Raw genomic sequence first — 19,757 nt, 5'->3', positions numbered from 1 at the left:
TCCGTTTACGACAGGAATCGCGCGCCCGGTGTCATGCAGCTGAGCTTCATCGGCGGCGCCGAAGCGGTGACCGGTTCCTGCTGTCTGCTCGTCGACGAGCGTCTGCGGCTGCGATGCCTGGTGGACTGCGGCGCGCACGCCGAGCGAGGCGCAGGCTTCGCAGACGGGGCGCCGCGCCTGGGCTTCGATGCCCGCCGGCTGGATTTTGTCGTGCTCACTCATGCACATCGCGATCACTCCGGCCGTCTGCCGCAACTACACCGCGCCGGATTCCGCGGCCCGGTCTACTGCACGGAGGCCACGGCCTGGCTCACCCGTCTGGCGCTGCTGGACGCCGCCAAATTCTCGCGTGAATACGACGCCGACGATGTCGAACTGATCGATTTCCAGCCCCTCGACCGCCACCCCGACTTCGTCTTCGACCGGCCGATACGCCGACACGGGATCACGCTGACCTTCCATCGCAGCGCGCATATCCTCGGCGCGGTAGCGGTGACGCTGGGCTGGCGCAATCTGGTCGGCCGTCAGCGCGCGATCGTATTTAGCGGCGATGTCGGCGGCAATACGCCGGCCAACCCGTTTCAATCGCTGCTCGCCGGCCAGGCGGTGCCGGGCGAGGCCGACTACATGGTGGTCGAGTCCACTCGCGGTGCGGAGCCGGCGCGTGCGCCGGCGTACAAGTCGTTCGAGCAGCGGATGGCCGCGTGGACCGACGTCCTGGCCGACAGCGACGCTCGTGGCGGTGGCCCGGTCGTCGCACCATGCTTTGCCATCCACCGAGCCCAGGAGTTGTGGTTCGATCTGGATTACGTATTGCGCAACAGCGCGGTCGGGCGGCCCGACGGTCACGGGCGGCCGCGCTGGCTGGCCCTGGATTCGCCGCTGGCCGTGCGCATGACCGAAGTGTTCGCCGATTTGCTGGTCTCAGACCGGACGGGTGAGCGGCCGCGATATCGCAACCCGCAGCTGGCCGATCGCCTGGGCGTGGCCAGCGAGTCCGCGGTCGACGATTATCTGGCGGCGTTGTGGCGCCGGGTCGCAAGCAACCGGGCTCCCGGCGGCACGTTGCGGGCACTGCGAGACGCCACGCTCAGCCGGGTGGTGGCACTGGCGGGCAGCGGCATGTGCGAAGGCGGTCGTATCGTGGATTTCATCGCCGACCAGATCGGCAATCCCGCGGCCACCATCGTGCTGTGCGGCTACGCGCCGCCGGATACCGGCGCCGGGCGGCTGCGACGGCTGGGCGCCGGCGACTGGCCCGACGAACCCTTGCCACTCGGGCGTTTCCGGATCGAGCCGGCAAGCGTGCGAGCGCGTATCGTGGACTTCGGGGACTATTATTCCGGCCACGGCGATATCGATGCGCTGCTGCGCTTCGTGTTCGAAACCGACGCCGAGCGGCCATCGCCGGCCACGGTCTGGCTCAACCACGGCGATCGCGATATGCAGCAGGCGCTCGCCGACCGGGTGCGCGAGCGCGTCAACGCCGCACAGCCCGGCGATCGGCCCATCGAACGCGTCGAGCCTGCCCGCACCCGCCAGGTCTACGAGCTGGACGCGGCCGATATCGAACGTCGCAGCCTCTCTACTGCGACCCTGCTGGCTCGGCGTCGATCCAGCACCCGCTGAGCGGTACCCGCAACGGGTCGTTGTCCAAAAGTGTCCGGCGTTTACTGAATGGGCGCGTGGGTGCCGACAGGGTTTGATCGGTCGCAGGCGCCGCAAACAGAGCGGACTCCGGGACGATATGACGAGGGCATACGGGTTGTACGGCGTGCTGATCGGCGCCCACGGTCGCAACAGGCCCAGCTGCGTGACACGCGGGCTCGGACGATGCCTAAACGCATTGAGGGGATTGTCGCCGAAGTGCCAGGCCCGGCCGTCGATCCCGCTGGCATGATCCGCAACTGACCCTGTCGAGATTCGGCTTGAAGAAACAGCGCCGCCCCGATTGCGGTTCCTTTCGGATTGTTCTGGTAATGTTCCTATTGTTCGAATGTACGGACAAAAGGGAGAACAGACGCATGCGGCTATACAAGGGGCGGATTCTTTTCATATGGACGATGCTGGTCGGGACGGTCTTTGCCCAGGCCGGCTACGCCCAGCAGACCTACGACATGGTCATGACCAACGAGCTGGTGTCCAGCCACTGGACGGTCACCCAGATGGAAGACCTGGCGGACAAGATCAACGCGCGCTCGGACGGGCGGATCAATGCCAAGGTGTTTTCCAGCGCCAGCCTGTACAACGACCAGGAAGCGATCGCCGCGCTGGGCACCGGCGGCGTGCATATGGTTTGGCCGGTGTCGGTGCGTATCGAAACGATCGCCCCCGAGACCGGCGTTCTCACGTTGCCCTTCGTGATTGACGATCAGATGATGATGCAGGACGGCGCGCCGGCGGCCGTGGGGGATTATCTGTCGAGCTATCTCGAGCCGCTGGGGATTCGGGTGTTCGGTGTCACCCGAACGGCCGACCTGTTCTTTCTCACCCGATCCGAGCCGATCGAGCGCATGAGCGATCTCAAGGGCAAGAAGATACGGGCGACCGGGGGCCGCGTCATGCTGGATCTGCTTCATCAGTTCGGAGCCCAGTCCCTGTCGATGCCCGCATCGGAAATGGGGCCCGCCATGTCGCAGGGCGTCATCGATGGCATCCTCACTTCATCCGGCGGTTGGGACATGGTCGGCTTGAGCACCGCGCCCTACGCCACCCTCGTGCCGGGGTTGAGCCTGGTCACCTACGCCATTCTCATGGACGACAACTGGTTTTCGAGTCTGCCGCCGGACCTGCAGGCCGTGGTTCAGCAAACCACCGAAGAGTTCGTGGCCAACAGCTGGGAGCAATCCAAGCAGCTCGACCGCCAGACGCTGGATGCGCTGGTTGAGCGGGGCGGCAAGCTGACGGTGCTTGATGGTCCGGCCCGCGACGAGTTCATCCAGGCCGCCCAGTCGGTGCGTGATCGCTGGATTGACCAGCACCCCGAAGCGTGGCAGCAGTTCGAGACACAAATGGGGGCATTCGAGTGAACGATGATCGGCACGCCGCGGGCTGGTCGCCCGACACGGCCACGGCGCAGGCGCTGCTCTACAGCGCGTGCGGGCTCGAAGCGGATCCCGATACCGCGGCCTGGTTCGCCAGTGAATTCGCCCGTAGCAAACAGCTCATCGCCCGCGCCCGCATGCATTACGGTGCGTTGGATGACGTCTCGCCGAGCGCATTCGACCGGCTCGTCGACGTTGGGGGGCGGTGAATGTCGGCGCTTGACCTGACCCTGTGCGAAGTGGCCGATCTACTGGGCGCGCGGCGCCTGACCGTGCAGGCGCTGGTAGCCGAAGCGTTCGAACGGATCCAGGCCGCCGACGGTCCGCTCAATGCCGTGATTGACATTCAGCGCACGCGTGCGCTGGAACAGGCCCGGATGCTGGATGGTCTCCACGACAAGCTGCGTTTGCCGTTGCACGGGATCGTGCTGGCCCACAAGGATATGTATCACCGGGCCGGCGAATTATCGAGCTTCGGCGCCGCCCCGGAGCACCACCGGCGGGCCGATCGCACGGCCGTGCTGCTCGAACGTCTCGACGACGCGGGCGCGGTGAGCCTGGCACGTCTGAACATGGCAGAGTTCGCCATGGGCCCGACCGGCCACAACGCGCATTTCGGGCGCTGCTGCAATCCGTTCGACCCGGCCCGTATCAGCGGCGGTTCGTCCTCCGGTTCCGGGGTCGCGGTGGCATCGCGCTATGTGTTCGGTGCGCTCGGTTCCGATACCGGCGGTTCGGTGCGCCTGCCAGCGGCGATGTGCGGCGTCGTCGGGCTCAAGCCGACACAGGGACTGTTGTCGGTGGATGGGTTGATGCCGCTGTCCGATAGTCTCGACTGTCCCGGCCCGCTCGCTCGCAGCAGTCGGGATGTGGCGCGGCTCATGGATATCCTGAGTGGCGCCCGCCACGAGCGACAGGTGTTGGAGGCGCCCGCAAGAGGTGTGCTCGGTGTGCCGTCACGGTACTTCACCGACGACCTCGATCCCGATGTGGCCGAGGCGTTCGAGCGTGCACTGGCTGCTTTCTCACGCTGCGGATTCGAGGTGCGCAGCGTCGATATCGAGGACCCATCCGATTACCCGCACTACGCCGACGTCATATGGAAATCGGAAGCGGCGGCCTTGCATATCGATCATTTTGCAGCCGGTCCCCGCCAGCTCAGCGAACAGCTGCGCGCACGCCTGATGCAGGGTCTGACCGTCAGCGCGGCCGATTACGTGTATGCGCAAAAGCTGCGTACGCACGCGCTGCAGACAGCACTCGATGGCCCGCTGGCCGCCTGCGACGTGCTGCTGACTCCAGCAATGCGCTGCATGACACCCCGCGCCGACGAAGTATCGGCTGCCTCGGGCGAGCGCATGCGTGTGAACCTTGAGCGGATCTCGGCGCTGACACGACCGGTGAGCTTTCTCGGCCTGCCGGCGCTGGTCACCCCGGCCGGCTGCGATCGCCACGGAATGCCGATTGGTATCCAGCTGATCGGTCGGCCCCGCGACGAAGCACGTCTGTTGGCGGTTGCGCACGCCTTCGAGGACGAGGAAGGCCATCATCGGATGGCACCGCCGCTCGGCTAGCCGGCCGGAGCGATCCCGCACTCGTCGGGCTGCGCAGAGCCCGGTCGACCCCGGGGCAATGTACGTTCGGCCGAAACGACACGCCGTGGCGCATCGGCGGGGCCTGATCAAGCGCCAAGGGCCGGCCGCCGTTCGCGGCGACCGGCCGCGCGGTCAATTGACCGCGGGCGCCACCGCGCGACGCGTGGCCAGGCTCACACCGACATAGCAGACAGCCGATGCGACACACCCGTACAGCGGCCCCTGCACCCAGCCGATATCGCTGCCCAGCAGCAGATACGCGCTGACCCCGAAGCCGGCCGCGATCGAGCTCAGCGCGCCGATGCTGTTGCCCTGCCAGAAGGTCGAGCACAGGGTGACGCCGAACAGCGATGCCATGAGCGTGCCGTTACCCAGAATGCCCAGCCACAGGATCATTACCGGCGGCATATAGGCCATGCCCATGAAGCTGCACAAGCCCACGACCAGCACCATCATGCGATTGAACGTCATGGTCGTGGTAAAGCCGGTGCGCTGGCCCAGGGCCGAGCGCAGGTCGTAAGACAACGCAGTCGATACGGTATGCATCAGCGAATTGGCAGTCGATTTCATCGCGAACAGGATGAACAGCGTGATCACGCTGGATACCAGCGGATTGACGCCGTGTTCCAGGAATGTCGGCATGGCCAGGTCGGGCGAGGGCAGATCCGGATAGTAGGCCTTGGCATACAGACCGGCCAGCGGGGTGAAGTTCAGCAGCAGTCCGAGGATGGTCACCCAGATGCCGACCCGCGCCATGCTCACATCCTTCTTGATCGCCAGAAAGCGCACCGACATGAACGGCAGGGCAGCGGCCCACAGGAACGCATAGGGCAACAGCAGCACGGCCGATGCCGGGCTGTCGCCATAGGGCGCGCCGCTGGTGGGATTGGCCAGCGCCGGATCGATGGCATCCAGACGGCCGATCAGTTCGCCGACGCCGACCTGTACGAACACCACGTAGCCGATCACGCACGATCCGAGCGCCATGCCCAGCACCATGACGGCATCGGTCCAGGCGACGGCTCGCAGGCCGCCGAACATGGTGTAGCCAATGACCAGCAGCGTGATCAACAGTGCACCGGCGGTCGGCGAAATCCCAAGCCAGCCGGAGACAAGCAGGCCGATCGCCTTGATCTGTGAAACCAGGAACACGCTCAGCAACAGAATAATGATCACCGCGACGATGCCGCGCAGCCAGCGGCCGGCAGAGCCATCCGAGTGGGTCTGGGCGATATACTCCGGAATGGTTCGGCTGCCCAGCGTCGCGGCCTTGCGGCGGAGATAGTTGGCGAAGAACAGGGTCGCGACCAGAAACGCCGGGGTATAGAAGCTGTTGGAGAACAGCTCCAGTGAGCCGTATTCATAGGCCACACCGGGTGAGCCGATGAACACGAATCCGCTGTAGCCGGTGGCCACGAGCGTGGCGGCCGCCACGAAGGGGCCGAGCGAGTTGTTGGCCACGAGAAAGCCGGATTCGTCCTTGTCGCCAGCCATGCGCATGGAGTAAAGCGACAGGGCGATCAGGATCGTCGCCGATACGCCGAGTAACAACCAGTTCAATATCATATGGGGCCCCCTGGGTTGTGTGCCTTGACGGCGTGCGAATCAGTCCTTTCGCGTGAATAACAGTGCGGCCACGGCCAGCGCGAGCGTCACGGCAGAACTGATCCCGAAAGCGACGAATGTCCAAGATTCCATGTCATCTCCTGATGCGGGCCTGTGGGCCGAGCGGAGCTCGGCGTTGTGTTCGCCTTGTCGAGGCCCGCTGTGTAGAACGTGCCGATACCACCCCTGTACTGGCTCAATCGTGTCGACCGGACCGCTCGGGCCGGCCAGTCGTTGAATCGTGCGTCGGCCAGTGCCTGCCCGAACCTTCCCCCGCATATGGTCGGGCTTTGCCCGCCGCGGCGGGCGGCGTGGAACGGCAATTGACTGCGACGGCGTGTCGATCGGCGATCGCACGATTCGAGGTCGATTCCACCGTATCGGAGCGCTTTGATTAACTAAAATATTATTAAAATAACGACTGAATCATTTTTAATGATTCAATCGATTGGAATCGAAGGCGGTGAGGGTAGGCGTCCAGGCAATCAACGCCCCCGGGCGGGCTCAGTCGGAGTGGGCGCCGATTCGTTCGAAGGCTTCGACCTGGCCTTCGATATCCTGGGCCAGCTCGCGCATGGCCTGGGCCGCCGGGGCCAGTCGCAGCCCGCGCGGGCAGGCGATTCCCAGCGACAGGGCCCGGGCGTCATCAGCCAGGGGCAGGGCTTTCAGCGGCGGTCGATGGCTGGCCGAAGGGTCGAATGCGCCCAAGGGCGTATTGAACAGCGAAAATCCGAAACCGTTGGCGACCAGGCCACGCATCATGTCCATGGACTTGGCGCGGTGGGCGATCGTGGGCGACAGGTTGTGATGCGTGAAGATCGACAGGAAATACTCCCGGCTCAAGGACCAATCGAGCAGGACCATCGGAAAATCGGCCAGTTCGGCGAGTGTGACGTTATCGCGGTCACCGAGCGGATGGTCGGTCGCGACCACTGCATACGGAGGAAAACGATACAGCGGCGTGAAGTCGATATCGTCCGGGATCTGCAGATCGTAGGTGAAAGCCAGTTCGTAATCCCCGCGTTCGAGACCGCGTACGATACCGACCTGGGTTTTTTCATCGCAGTAGAGGCTGACCGCCGGATGGCGGTCGGCGAAACGGCGCAGCAGCTGGGGCAGATACAGTGGCGCGAAAGTGGGAAAGGCCACCAGCCGCAATTCGCCGCCGACCTCTTCGCCCAGCGATACGGCGAATTTCTGCAGCCCTTCGGCGTCGCGAATGAGTTGACGGGCCCGGATCAGCATCTGGCGGCCGCTCGGCGTGAGCGACAGCCCCTGTGCATGGTGCCGGACAAACAGCTGGACGGCAGTGACTTCCTCGATCTGCTGAATTGCCGCCGAGATCGATGGCTGGGAGACGTGCAGCCGTCGTGCGGCGCCGGTAACGCTGGACAGCTCGCCGGCCACCACGAAATAGCGCAGCTGTTTGAGAGTGAATTGACGCATCGATCGACGACCGCGGCTGAACCGGTGCCGGCCGCCCGTGCGGGCGCCGGCCAAGGACAGCCGAGGATAGCAAGCACCGCCGACAGGCGTCTGTATGACGCTCGTCGCTGTGAGCGGCTGGGACGGGCGCGTCAACCCGGCGCGGCACTGTGGCCAGGGGTGTCGTCAGTCCGGTGCGTCCGTCAGCAGCGATCCGCGCGCCCGGCGTCGATGCATGTCCGGGCTTTCCAGGCGGCCGATCAAACGGGTCAGGAACCGGTCGCAACGGGTCAACTGATCGCGGGTGACGAACTCGTCCGGCTGGTGGCCCTGGGCCATGCTGCCCGGCCCACAGACCACCGTCGGAATTCCCAACTCGCGTTGGAAAAGTCCACCTTCCGTGCCGTACCCGATACGCTCGCGCGCCGGTTCGTCGAGTAGCTGGAGGATGAACTCGATCAGGGCATGATCGTCGTCCAGTGACAGGCCGGGATACTCGCTGAGACGTTCGAAGCGAATGGACGACTCGGGGTGCGCGCCACGCATCTCGGCCGAAAGCGAGTCGGCCACGGCCTCGAGTTCCGCCACCAGGGCTTCGACATCGTCGGCGGGCACGGTACGGATTTCCAGATCCAGCCGGCAGTCTTGGGGCACGATATTCAGCGCGGTGCCCCCTTCGATCGTACCGACCTGCAGGGTGGTGTGCGCAATTGCGAATCGCGGATCGAACGGCCCGTCGGCGGCCTTGCGCGTCGCCGTCCGTTCGACCCAATCGATGATTCGAGCCGCTGCATGAATGGCGTTGACGCCCTCCGGGGCCATGCCGGAATGACAGGCCTTGCCGCTCAGACAGACCCGCAGGCCAAGCTTTCCCTTGTGCGCGGTCGCGATCCGCATGGATGTCGGTTCGCCGACGATACAGGCCGCGGGCCGTTGTGGGTACTGGGCCAGATCGTCGATGAGGCTGCGCACACCCAGACAGCCGACTTCCTCGTCGTGCGAGAACGCCAGATGGATGGGCACCGCCAGATCGGCGCCGACCATCGCCGGTACGGCGGCCAGTACCGCCGCCAGAAACCCTTTCATGTCGGCCGTGCCGCGACCATACAGATGCTCGCCTTCGGCGCTGAGCGTGAACGGATCGAATCGCCACCGCTGGCCGGTGACCGGTACCGTGTCGGTATGACCCGACAGCATCACACCCGAAGCATCGCCCGGGCCGATTGTGCAATAAAGATTGGCCTTTTCGCCGCTGGCGTCGGCCACCCGACGACCGACGACCCCGTAGCGTGCGAGATAGCCTTCCACATACTCGATCAACGCAAGGTTCGACCGGCAACTCGTAGTATCCAGCGCGATCAGGTCGGCCAGGATATCGACAGTACTAGGGTGAGGCATGACGGTCTCGCGAGTATCGGTGATCGGGCGGTCCTGTCGTCGGGTATGCCGCGTGATCGGCAACTAGCGTTGGTCGCCGGGTACGCCATAAGAGGGTGACTGGTCCGGCTGGGCAGCGCGACAGACATAGGCGGCCCGTTCGGGCAGATACCGCTCCCAGAGTCTGCGCAGTTCGGCCAGGGGGTCGTCATGCCAGTCGACGCGCAGGTCGACAACGGGCCAGCTAGCCTGATCGGTAACCTGAAGGCCGGCCGAGTGTACCGGGCCCATCTCGCCGCCCGCGGTCACGCCGGCGTCCATGGCCGCAAGCAGTCGAACCGCCAACTCGCCGTCGCTGGCTTCAAACGCAGCGCACATCGCACTAACCACGTCGGTATCGGCGAGCATGTTGCCGCCGACCACGCAGTCACGGCCCTGCATGGTGGTATGAATACCCAGGGTCTGTTCGCCGCTGTGAGTCGCGCTTTGCCCCTGGCCGTCGAGTACCAGCAGCTGTCGCCATTCCGGATGGGATTCGTGTTCGCATAGCCGCGCGAGCACCCGATCGGCGGCCTGTCCTTCCCGTAACAGCTCCACGCCCATCTGGCCGAGCGCCGGATTGGTGACATTCTGCGTGAGCACGACGCCATGGCCGGGCGCTGTGAACAGACAGCGGCTGGCGACACAGATGCTCGATGAACTGATCGCCGCGCCGAACTGGCCGGTCTCGCGACAGAACCCTGCAATAGAAAAAGTCATGATGCGTTCTCCTGATCGGGAATGACGGCGATGACGTCGATTTCCATGAGCCACTCCGGCTGGGCCAGGCCGGCAACGACCAGACCGGTGGAGATCGGGAATACCCCTCTGAGCCAGCGGCCGACTTCGCGATAGACCGGTTCACGGAAACGCGCGTCGGTGATGTAGGTGGTGGTCTTGACGATATGACTCATGTCCGAGCCTGCCTCGGCAAGCAGCTGCTTGACGTTGCTCATTGCCTGGCGCGCCTGGGCGCCGGGATCGCCCAGGCCCACCAGATTCCCTTCGAAATCGGTACCGACCTGGCCGCGTACGTAGACCGTGTTGCCCGCACGTACGGCCTGGCACAGGTCGTTGTCCAGTGATTGATTGGGATAGGTCTGCTTCGTGTTGAACATGCGGATTCGGGTATGAGTCGGCATCAGTTCGTCCTCATGCGGAAAGCGGTTTGTGCCGGATCGCCGACAGGGGTCGAGCGGTCCTGGCCCGTCGGGTGTTGCTCGATGCCCGCACGCTGGGCGTCATGGTGATAGGCCAGATACTTGCGCTGGGTCGCGATATGGTCGGCGATATGCTTGGCATCGTGCCAGACGCCCCAGATGAAGCTTGAGCCACGACGCGACAGCCACGGCAGGCCGAGGAAATAGACGCCTGGTTCGCTGGATACGCCGCGTTGATGTCGGGGCTGGCCGGCCTCGTCGAAGGCGTTCACGCCCAGCCAGCTGTAATCAGTCGAGAAACCGGTGGCCCACACGATCGAAGTCACGCCGGCCTCGACCAGGTCGAGTGACAGAATCGGCCGAGTCACGCAGTGCGGGTCGGCCAGAGTCCGTCGTGCCTCGGGTTCTTCCGGCAGGTCGAGGTTGTTACGGCGAACGTAGGCATCGGCTTCATCCAGCAGCGAATGATAATTGTCGTCGCCGCGGGCCAGATTGGCGGCCAGATCGGGCTCGAAGGTGACCACGCCGTTGTCGAACGTGCCTGTTCGGCCGACCAGCGTCATGCCTCGATGGGCCAGCGCGCGGAAGTCGACGGTCTGTCCGCCGTGCGCGCCGCTTACTGCGATCGTGACGTGTTCGGCGCCCGGCTGGGCGGCTTCGGCGTCCCATTTGCCCAATACACCCAGCCACCAGACGAAGTCGCGGTTGCGATAGCTGCGCGGCGGTCGATCATGGGGCCCGACCGACAGAAATACCGGGCGGCCGCTGCGCAGCAGCTCGTCGGCGATCTGTACGCCGGACGATCCGGCGCCAACGACCAGTACGCCGCCCTCGGGCAATTGCCCGGGGTTACGGTATTCCGACGAATGAATCTGGTGAATCGATCGCCGATCAGGGGCGATCGACGGAATGGCCGGCCGCTGGAACGGACCGGTGGCGGCGACTACACGGGCGGCCTCGAACGAACCGGCCGAGGTGTCGATCGAAAACCCCGGGCGGGTGGTGTTGCGAACCACTTCGTGAACCTCCACGCCGGTTCGGATCGGGGCATCGAATCGCGCTGCGTAGGTCTCGAAATAGTCGGCTACCTGATCCTTGGTGGGAAAGCCGTCGGGGTCGACATCATCGAACGACATGCCCGGGAAGCGGTCGTGCCAGGCCGGCCCGTTCGCGACCAGGGAGTCCCAGCGTCCGGTACGCCAGCGTTCGGCGATGCGGTCGCGCTCGAGCACGACATGCGGCACGCCGAGATGGCTCAGGTGTTCGCTCATCGCCACGCCCGCCTGGCCTGCACCGACCACCAGCGTATCGGTTTGCGTTATGTCTGCTGCCATTTGCCTGCCTCTGATTTGGTATACAACGACGCTGGGTGGCGCGCGAGCCGCGACCGGCCACGGCGTTGCCGCCGGACGCCGCGGCCGGGGACCATGAGTTCTTCGCCGGGCGATAGCACGGCGTTCAGGATCCAACCGTAGCCCGGCTCCAACGTGCCGACTCAGCCTAGTGCTGCTGCTTGATTAGTTAAAATACTGTTATTCGAACTTTTGGTTCGAAAATACTGATCCAGTATTTGCTTGTGTGCGCTATCTAGTTCCGGGCAAAGGTGAATGGTCAGCGTCGCGGCCGGGGCGGCGGCGTATACGCGGCTCACAGGCAAAACGAAGATCCTAGGCCGTGACAGCGGACGGCGTCGATGCGGTGTCGGCTTCGGTCGCGCTGGGCAGGGTGGCCGGGTGCGACGATGCGTCAAGCGCGAGCAATCGGCTATGTCGCGCGGCGCGGTCCAAGCGCTTGCCGGAACCGTGGCGGGTGCGGGGCGGCTAGGGGTGGGTTGTGCGCTTGAACCGCCTGAGCGAGCACCGAAGCGCCACTGACACGGTGCCGACGTTGCCAGACCAGGCAACAAAATGCCCCCGACCCGGCGGGCCGGAGGCATTGGATATGGCTGGGCGAATCAGGCCAGCTTGCGGTGCTTGGCCTTGGCCGAGCCCTCGGCCGCGCTGCCGAGCCGGCGTTTGCGGTCGGCCTCGAAGTCCTGGTAGTTGCCCTCGATGAACACCACCTCGTCATCCTCGAAAGCAAGGATATGGGTGGCGATGCGGTCGAGGAACCAGCGGTCATGCGAGATCACCAGCACGGCGCCGGGAAACTCCAGCAGGGCTTCCTCGAGCGCGCGCAGGGTTTCCACGTCCAGATCGTTGGTGGGCTCGTCGAGCAGCAGGGTGTTGCCGCCTTTCTGCAGCAGCTTGGCCAGCTGCAGCCGGTTGCGTTCACCGCCGGACAGCTCCGAGACGCGTTTCTGCTGATCGCTGCCCTTGAAGTTGAACCGCCCGATATAGGCGCGCGACGGAATCTCGTAGTTGCCGATCTGGAGAATATCCTGACCGTTGGAGACTTCCTCCCACACCGTCTTGGCCGAATCCAGTTCCTCGCGCGACTGGGTCACATAGGCCAGATCGACCGTTTCGCCCACGCGGATCTCGCCGGAATCCGGCTGTTCCTCGCCGTTGAGCATGCGAAACAGCGTGGTCTTGCCGGCGCCGTTGGGGCCGATGATGCCCACGATCGCGCCTTGCGGCACCTTGAGCGAGACGTCTTCATAGAGCGTGCGGTCGCCATAGGACTTGGTGACGTCGTTCATCTCGAACACGAGATCACCCAGACGCGGGCCCGGCGGGATATAGATTTCGTTGGTTTCGCTGCGCTTCTGGTATTCCTTGGACTGCAGCTCTTCGAACTGCTTCAGGCGCGCCTTGGATTTGGACTGGCGGCCCTTGGCGTTCGAGCGTACCCATTCCAGCTCCGACTTGATCGCCTTCTGGTGGGCGTCCTCGGATTTCTGCTCCTGTTCGAGGCGTTTTTCCTTCTGTTCCAGCCAGGAGGAATAGTTGCCTTCGTAGGGAATGCCGTGGCCGCGATCCAGTTCCAGAATCCAGCCGGCGACGTTGTCGAGGAAGTAGCGATCATGGGTGACGGCCACGACCGTACCCGAGAAATCCTTGAGAAAGCGCTCCAGCCAGGCGACGGATTCCGCGTCCAGATGGTTGGTCGGCTCGTCGAGCAGGAGCATGTCCGGCTTGGACAACAGCAGACGGCACAGCGCCACGCGGCGGCGCTCACCGCCGGACAGCTTGGAGACGTCGGCTTCCCAGGCCGGCAGGTTCAACGCTTCGCCGGCGCGATCCAGCGTGTTGTTGATCTCCCAGCCGTCGGCCGCGTCGATGGCTTCCTGAAGCTCGGCCTGTTCGGTGAGCAGGGCATCGAAGTCGGCGTCCGGGTCGGCAAAGGCTTCGCTGATTTCGTTGAAGCGGGCCAGCTTCTCCGCGATATCGCCCAGGCCTTCCATGACGTTGCCGCGCACATCCTTGGATTCGTCGAGCTGCGGCTCCTGCGGCAGATAACCGATATTGATGCCGGGCATCGGCCGGGCTTCGCCCTCGATCTCGGTATCGATACCGGCCATGATGCGCAGCAGGGTGGACTTGCCGGCGCCGTTGTAGCCGAGCACGCCGATCTTCGCACCCGGGTAGAACGACAGATAAATATCCCGCAGGATATGTTTCTTCGGCGGAACGACCTTGCCGACGCCGTTCATCGTATAGATGTACTGAGCCATAGATTCGTGCGTGACTGCTGGAAGTAAGCCCTCAGTGTAAGCCAAGACCGTGGCCGACCGTTACCGCACGCGGCGGCCCGCGCCGGGTGAAACCGGTGGTTCAAAGCAGTGGTGATAATGTCATGCCCGAAAAGTCTAACGGTTTGGGTTTAAAAGAACCTTTTTGCACTTAGAATCCGCGGTCCGACGGGCGGTCGCCGAACTCGAGCAGGCCGGCTTCACTATCAGCAAACGAGGATGGACGATCATGGAAGTCGATGTGGCGAAGGCCAACGCTGAACTGGCCGGCAAAGATCCGAAGCAGATCGTGGAATGGGCGGTCGCGCTCGGTGGCAAGACCATTGTCACGACCAACTTCGGCCCCTATGAGGCGGTCATCCTGCATCTGGCCACGCGTGTGCAGCCGGACATGGAAGTTGTCTGGATCGACTCCGGCTACGCCACGCGCAAGACGTATCTGTTCGCCGAAAAACTCATTGCGGACCTGGGTCTGAACATCACGGTCTACAATCCGCTGATATCGGCGGCACGCCGCGACGCGCTCATGGGTATTCCCGATGTAGATGATCCCCAGCACGAGGAGTTCACCAATCAGGTCAAGCTCGAGCCGTTTGGACGGGCGATGCGCGAAACCGCTCCCGATGTATGGTTGACCGCGGTGCGTCGTGACCAGACCGAGTTCCGCAAGAACATGGATATCGTCAGCCAGGACAAGCCGGGCGCGGTGGTCAAGGTCGCTCCCGTGCTCGAATGGACCGAGGCTGACATGAAGGCGTATCTGGAAACGCACGACCTGCCCAACGAGACCAACTATTACGACCCGACCAAGGTGTTGGGCAATCGCGAATGCGGTCTGCATAACCGCTTCACGGCCTGATCACCGTTCGGCTCGTTGGATTGCAAAAGCGCGCGGCCCGGGTCGCGCGCTTTTTTTGTGCCTGCGCAACGCGTGTGGACACCCGCACCCCGAGCATGCAGCGACAACAACTCAGCGCTGTTTCGCCGTGCCCGGTTCGCAACCGTGTTTGTCCGCGATCGTCAGCAGCGGACAGGTTCGGCAATAAACCGGCGGCTGCGTGGCCTTGAAGTACAGGCAGCAGGTCCGCCGAAAGCGCACGGTGTCGCCATTCGCCCGGCGGGTGGGCGCATACAGGAAACGCGCCAGCGGATTGGCGGACCAGCCGAACAGGGCGGCCGGTGCGTCGATGAGAAAATGCCAGTCCGCATCGCGGCGCGCGATCGACGCCGGTTCGGTGAAGTCGGCCATACGGCGTTCGTACAGCGAATAGACCCGCACGGCCGTGTTCTCCCAGAGCATGCGCATGGGTACGCCGCTGACCTGGTGCAAGACCGCCCACAGCGGTGCGATGAGCCCTGCAAACACCTGGTCGACCAGTACGCCTCGGGCATGATCGCGCTGATCGGCAGGCCACGCCTGCGCTTCGAGACGATGCAGGGGCAGGCAGGAGGTCCAGCGCCTGCCGTCATGGCTGGGGTCGATCCGGCAGTTGTCGGCCGACATATCCAGAGTGCGATTGCAGGCGGACAGGGCATAGAGGCTCGCGCCGGTGATGAGAAACGCCAGCCTTTTTGACAGCAGCGAGGCGGTGATACGCCGTGACGGCGCGCCGATGACCGGGCCGAGCTCGTCGAGCAACAGTCGACAACGCGCCGGGTCGGTGAAATCCGCCACGCTGAGGGTGGGGTGATCCACCCCGGCGGCCTCGATCAGTTGCAGCGGCCCCGTCAGATATTGCCAGTCCGCAGCGCTGAAAAGCCCGGCCGCCGGCGTCATGACGACGAGTCGCGGCCGAACGGAATACACAGCGGCACGCCGAAGAACGGGTCGGCGATCACGCGACAATCCAGCGCGAACACGCTGCGCACATTGGCCTCGGTAACCACTTCCTCGGGTGTGCCCTGTGCATGAATACGTCCGTGCTTGAGTGCCACGATATGGTCGGCATAGCGGCAGGCCAGATTGAGATCGTGCAGAACCAGAACAATCGTCTTGGCTGCATCGCGATTGAGCGTCTTCAACAGATCCAGCACCTCCAGCTGGTGGGTGAGATCGAGAAACGACGTCGGCTCGTCGAGCAGCATGAGCGGCGTATCCTGGGCCACGGCCATGGCAATCCAGGCGCGCTGCCGCTGGCCGCCCGACAGTGAATCCACGGCGCGATCCGCCAGCGTCAGCAGGTCGGTGCGCGCCAGTGCCTCGGCCACACAGGCCTCATCGCGCTCCGACCATTGCGAAAGCCAGCTTTGATGCGGATGACGGCCGAGCGCGACCAGTTGACGAACGCTCAGGCCTTCGGGTGCGAGGGGCTGTTGCGGGAGCAGCGACAACGTACGAGCGACAGCTTGAGTGGGCTGGCGATGTATATCGGCGCCATCGAGCACCACCTCGCCGCTCCAGGGGGCGAGCAGCCGGGCCAGCGTTTTCAAGAGCGTGCTCTTGCCGCAACCGTTGCTGCCGATCAGAACCGACAGTTGCCCCTCGGGGAGGGCCAACGTCAGTTCGCGCAGGATCGTCTCGTGCCGATAGCCGGCCGTGATACGCGTTGCAGAAAGCTGCGTCATAGCGAACGCGCCTGGCGCAGGAGCAGAGTAAGAAAAAAGGGCGTACCGATCGCGGCCACGAATATGCCGGCCGGCAGATCCAGCGGCACGAACAGCGTGCGTCCGAGCAGATCGGAGAGCATGACGAGGGTCGCACCCAGCGCCGAACTGGTGATCAGCTGTGCAGCGCCGGGCGACGGCGTGATCTGGCGGGCGATATGGGGAGCAACCAGGCCCACGAATGCCATGGCGCCGCCCCAGGCGATCGCAACGCCGGCCAGTATTGAAGCAACCAGCGTCAGTAGCGCCCGCGTGCGCTGGACCTTTACGCCAAGCCCGGTGGCCAGGGCATCGTCGAGCGGTGCTAGCAGGGCGTGACGCAGCAAGGGTACGAGTATCAGTGCCAGCCCAGTACAGCACAGCGCCAGCCGTCGTACCTCGGTCCAGTTGGCGCCATAAACACTGCCGGTCAGCCATACATAGGCCGACAGCGTGGTGCTCAGCGGGCTGGATACCAGAATGAAGGTGGTCATCGCGCCGCAGAGTGCGGCCATGCCGATACCCATCAGGATGAGCCGCAATGGCGTTGTACCCCGATGCCAGGCCAGGCGATAAACCACAGTGATCACGGCCAGCGCACCTGCCATGGCCGCCACGGGCAGCCCTGCCGTCCCCCAGTCAGCGGCCAGATACGACAGATAGGCGACGGCCGCCGCGCTGGCACCTGCGGTGACGCCCAGCGTATCGGGCGAGGCAAGTGCGTTGCGCATCACCTGCTGGAACAGCCAGCCGGACACCGCCAGCGCCCCGCCGCACAGCAACGCCAGCAATACGCGCGGAGCGCGAAGCTGCAGCACGATCAGCCCGGGGCGGCTCTCGGGCTGAATGAATGCATGCAGGAAGGCCGGCGGCGATAGCGGTATCGCGCCAAGCATGAGCGCGCCCATGCCGGAAAGGCTGCACAGCAGCATGATGCCCAGCACGTTACGCCAGGGCGACGGACTGAACCGGCGCGACCAGCGGCCCAGGCGCAGCGCACGGGACTCAGGCACGTGCAGGCCCCTGACGCCGTATCAGCCCGATGAACACCGGCGCGCCGATCAGCGCGGTCATTACGCCGATCGGGACTTCGTCGGGCGCGATGAGCAGCCGGGCCATGATATCGGCGACCAGAGCAAGAATGGCACCGATGACGGCCGCGCCGGGCAGCCAGCGGCGATGGTCCGCGCCCAGCAGACGGCGGGCGATATGCGGCACGATCAAGCCGATGAACACGATATTGCCGGCCATGGCGACCGATGCGCCGGCCAGCAATACGATCACTCCGATTGCCATGGCTTGAAGACGGGGCAGGTGAATGCCGGCGGCCGCCGCGACGGTGTCGCCTGTGGCCAGCAAATTCAGATCGCGCAGCAGCGGTACGCTGAACAACAGTCCCAGCACGGCTATCGCGAGTAGTGGCCATACGGTGCCCAGGCTGCGCCCGGACACCGAGCCGGCCAGCCAGAACAGCACCGTATCCAGCCCCTGTTGATCGATCACGAGCAATGCCTGACTCATGGCACCGAACAGCGCTGCGAGGGCGGCGCCGGCGAGGATCAGATGCAGTGGGGTGGCGGTCTGGCGCCGCATCGCCAGCCACCAGACGATGGCCGCAGCAATCGCCGCACCCGCAAAAGCGCCGGCATAGGGACTGAGATGCGCCGCCAGGCTGTCCGTGGTCGCGATCAGCACCACCGCGAATAGTGCGCCGGCATTGATGCCGAGAATACCCGGTGAGGCGAGCGGGTTGTGGGTGAGCGTCTGCAGGATACCGCCGGCCATGGCCAGGCTGGCGCCGACCACGATCGCCAGGACGGTACGGGACAGGCGCGTGGTCCGAATCAGAAGATCGTCGACGTTCGTCGCCGACGGCGTCCAGAAGGCATGGCCGATGTCGGCCGGGCTCATCCAGTGGACACCGGCCATGAGGCTCACGACCGCGCAGCCGATCAGCAGGGCAACGAGTGCGAACAGTCTCTGCGGTGTGCTCATACGCGAACGCTCTCGCGGTCGAGCCAGTGCTCGATATCGTCGAGCATGTGCATGACGCCGAGGATGCCACCGGATAGCACCCAGGCCACGGCATCGACTTCCCAGACCTGCTGATGTCTGGGTGCTTTCATACGTTGCCAGAGCGGATGGGCCTGCAGGCGTCGATAATGCGCGGCGACCGTCGTGCTGCGGCTATGCAGGATCACGAAGAATACATCGGAGTCGATCACCGGCAGGCTTTCCACACCGCTCAAGTTCAGCGACACGCCGCGGGCCTCGCGACTGGTTTTGTTCCAGCGAAACCCGAGCGCCCGAAGAATCGAGCCGCCGAAGCTCGACGGCAGATAGCTGCGAACCTCGGTGGCGCGGATATCGAGCAGCGATACGGTCAACGGCCAACGCGCGCCGAACCGCCTCGACAAACGCGCGCGCAGATGCCGGATACGGCGATCCAGCTGCGCGTCGAGGGCCTGGCGCCGTCGTTCACGACCGAGCACCTGCGCCATGACGGCCAGAGTCTGTTGGAAGCGATAGACGTCGTCGATCATCACAACCCGGGCGATACGTGCCAGCAGCGGCTCGATACGCGCATGCCGAAAACGAGACGCGAAGATCACGTCAGGCTCGAGCAAGACAATATGTTCCAGGCTGGGCTGCGTTTCCAGGCCGATCAGTTCGACACCTGCCAGGGCCGGGCGCAGGTAGGGATAGATCGGTTTGTCTTGCCAGGATTCGACCACGCCGACCGGCGTGACGCCGAGTGCGACCGCCGTGTCGGTCGCCCCTTGAAAGAGTGTGACCACACGCAGCGGCTCGGTGCCGGCTGCGATCGCAGGCCATAGGGCCGCGCTGGCCAGGCCGAACAACAGATGTCGTCGGGTGCGCGAGAGCGGATACGCTGACTGCCGGCGAGCGACCTCGACAGGCTCGCCCGCGTGCGTGCGAACCGAGGGTGGTACCGCGCGATGGTCAAGGTGTTTGCGAATCGGCAATAGGGGGCTCGGCACTTTCAAAGGGCGACTGAATCGGATCGCGGCGAACAGCGGGCAAGCAGTGCACTGTAATGAGAATCATTGTGATCCTCAACGCGGCCGTAACGTGCAGCCGACTGCACAGCGCCACCTTTGGCACTCTCGGTTGGCACCCGGAACAGGTTGTATGCAAGATAATATGCAAATGCGAATTAATATCATTTATATTAACGTGCGCTTTTGCGGATCATTGGAAAGGGGGCGGTTTTGCCAATTACTCGGGGCGCGTCGCGGCGCGGTGTCACACATACCGCACTGGCGGGTGCGAT

General features: G+C 64.4%; 17 protein-coding genes. 5 read left to right on the top strand and 12 right to left on the bottom strand.

Annotation, left to right across the window (positions count from 1 at the left end):
* Positions 1 to 33 precede the first annotated feature (33 nt).
* The 4 genes from T31B1_RS11220 (at position 34) to T31B1_RS11205 (ending at position 4,618) form a co-directional block, all read left to right on the top strand.
* Positions 34 to 1,629: an MBL fold metallo-hydrolase gene (locus T31B1_RS11220; protein WP_353249557.1), complete on the top strand. Its 1,596-nt coding sequence runs from the start codon at positions 34 to 36 to the stop codon at positions 1,627 to 1,629.
* A 395-nt stretch (positions 1,630 to 2,024) separates the two neighbouring features.
* Positions 2,025 to 3,029, top strand: a complete 1,005-nt coding sequence (gene dctP / locus T31B1_RS11215) for a TRAP transporter substrate-binding protein DctP (RefSeq protein WP_353249556.1) — start codon at positions 2,025 to 2,027, stop codon at positions 3,027 to 3,029.
* Positions 3,026 to 3,253, top strand: a complete 228-nt coding sequence (locus T31B1_RS11210) for a hypothetical protein (RefSeq protein ID WP_353249555.1) — start codon at positions 3,026 to 3,028, stop codon at positions 3,251 to 3,253. The genes dctP and T31B1_RS11210 overlap by 4 nt, the downstream gene beginning before the upstream one ends.
* Positions 3,254 to 4,618, top strand: a complete 1,365-nt coding sequence (locus T31B1_RS11205) for an amidase (protein WP_353249554.1) — start codon at positions 3,254 to 3,256, stop codon at positions 4,616 to 4,618.
* 153 nt (positions 4,619 to 4,771) lie between these two features.
* Here the strand turns inward: T31B1_RS11205 and T31B1_RS11200 are convergent, their stop codons facing one another.
* The 7 genes from T31B1_RS11200 to ettA all read right to left on the bottom strand — a co-directional run bounded on the left by T31B1_RS11200 (position 4,772) and on the right by ettA (position 13,861).
* Positions 4,772 to 6,205: a sodium:solute symporter family protein gene (locus tag T31B1_RS11200; RefSeq protein ID WP_353249553.1), complete on the bottom strand. Its 1,434-nt coding sequence runs from the start codon at positions 6,203 to 6,205 to the stop codon at positions 4,772 to 4,774.
* A 543-nt stretch (positions 6,206 to 6,748) separates the two neighbouring features.
* On the bottom strand, positions 6,749 to 7,690 hold the full coding sequence (locus tag T31B1_RS11195; RefSeq protein WP_353249552.1) for a LysR family transcriptional regulator: 942 nt from the start codon (positions 7,688 to 7,690) through the stop codon (positions 6,749 to 6,751).
* Between the two features lie 165 nt (positions 7,691 to 7,855).
* Complete coding sequence (gene argE / locus T31B1_RS11190) at positions 7,856 to 9,067, bottom strand: acetylornithine deacetylase (protein ID WP_353249551.1); 1,212 nt, start codon at positions 9,065 to 9,067, stop codon at positions 7,856 to 7,858.
* A gap of 63 nt (positions 9,068 to 9,130) precedes the next feature.
* Positions 9,131 to 9,805 carry a DUF1028 domain-containing protein gene (locus T31B1_RS11185; RefSeq protein ID WP_353249550.1) on the bottom strand — a complete coding sequence of 225 codons (675 nt, stop codon included), beginning with the start codon at positions 9,803 to 9,805 and terminating at the stop codon, positions 9,131 to 9,133.
* Entirely contained in the window at positions 9,802 to 10,227 is a 426-nt protein-coding gene (locus T31B1_RS11180; protein WP_353249549.1) for a RidA family protein, read from the bottom strand. Before T31B1_RS11180 ends, T31B1_RS11185 begins: the two co-directional genes overlap by 4 nt.
* Positions 10,227 to 11,579 carry a flavin-containing monooxygenase gene (locus T31B1_RS11175; protein WP_353249548.1) on the bottom strand — a complete coding sequence of 451 codons (1,353 nt, stop codon included), beginning with the start codon at positions 11,577 to 11,579 and terminating at the stop codon, positions 10,227 to 10,229. Before T31B1_RS11175 ends, T31B1_RS11180 begins: the two co-directional genes overlap by 1 nt.
* A 620-nt stretch (positions 11,580 to 12,199) precedes the next feature.
* A complete protein-coding gene (gene ettA, locus T31B1_RS11170) occupies positions 12,200 to 13,861 on the bottom strand; it encodes an energy-dependent translational throttle protein EttA (protein WP_353249547.1) in 1,662 nt (553 codons plus the stop codon).
* Positions 13,862 to 14,108: 247 nt separating this feature from the next.
* On the opposite strand from ettA, the gene T31B1_RS11165 reads away from it, so the two are divergent.
* Positions 14,109 to 14,738, top strand: coding sequence for a phosphoadenosine phosphosulfate reductase domain-containing protein (locus tag T31B1_RS11165; RefSeq protein WP_353249546.1), 630 nt, complete (start codon positions 14,109 to 14,111; stop codon positions 14,736 to 14,738).
* Positions 14,739 to 14,849: 111 nt separating this feature from the next.
* Here T31B1_RS11165 and T31B1_RS11160 read toward each other — a convergent pair whose 3' ends face one another.
* From T31B1_RS11160 to T31B1_RS11140, 5 genes are read right to left on the bottom strand one after another with little or no spacing between them, the layout of a single operon-like run.
* The gene (locus T31B1_RS11160; protein WP_353249545.1) at positions 14,850 to 15,656 is read right to left on the bottom strand and encodes an IucA/IucC family C-terminal-domain containing protein; all 807 of its coding nucleotides are present in this window, start codon (positions 15,654 to 15,656) and stop codon (positions 14,850 to 14,852) included.
* Positions 15,653 to 16,444 carry an ABC transporter ATP-binding protein gene (locus T31B1_RS11155; RefSeq protein WP_353249544.1) on the bottom strand — a complete coding sequence of 264 codons (792 nt, stop codon included), beginning with the start codon at positions 16,442 to 16,444 and terminating at the stop codon, positions 15,653 to 15,655. Before T31B1_RS11155 ends, T31B1_RS11160 begins: the two co-directional genes overlap by 4 nt.
* Positions 16,441 to 17,475, bottom strand: a complete 1,035-nt coding sequence (locus tag T31B1_RS11150; protein WP_353249543.1) for a FecCD family ABC transporter permease — start codon at positions 17,473 to 17,475, stop codon at positions 16,441 to 16,443. The genes T31B1_RS11155 and T31B1_RS11150 overlap by 4 nt, the downstream gene beginning before the upstream one ends.
* Positions 17,468 to 18,457 (bottom strand): FecCD family ABC transporter permease, encoded by a 990-nt coding sequence (locus T31B1_RS11145; RefSeq protein ID WP_353249542.1) that lies wholly within the window; start codon positions 18,455 to 18,457, stop codon positions 17,468 to 17,470. Before T31B1_RS11145 ends, T31B1_RS11150 begins: the two co-directional genes overlap by 8 nt.
* Positions 18,454 to 19,326 (bottom strand): ABC transporter substrate-binding protein, encoded by an 873-nt coding sequence (locus T31B1_RS11140; RefSeq protein ID WP_502950966.1) that lies wholly within the window; start codon positions 19,324 to 19,326, stop codon positions 18,454 to 18,456. The genes T31B1_RS11145 and T31B1_RS11140 overlap by 4 nt, the downstream gene beginning before the upstream one ends.
* Between the last annotated feature and the right edge of the window lie 431 nt (positions 19,327 to 19,757).

Origin of the sequence: Salinisphaera sp. T31B1 (assembly GCF_040361275.1) — a bacterium.
GTDB lineage: Bacteria > Pseudomonadota > Gammaproteobacteria > Nevskiales > Salinisphaeraceae > Salinisphaera.
The sequence above is the reverse complement of the archived record's forward strand: the minus strand, read 5'-3'. Positions and strand labels throughout refer to the sequence as shown.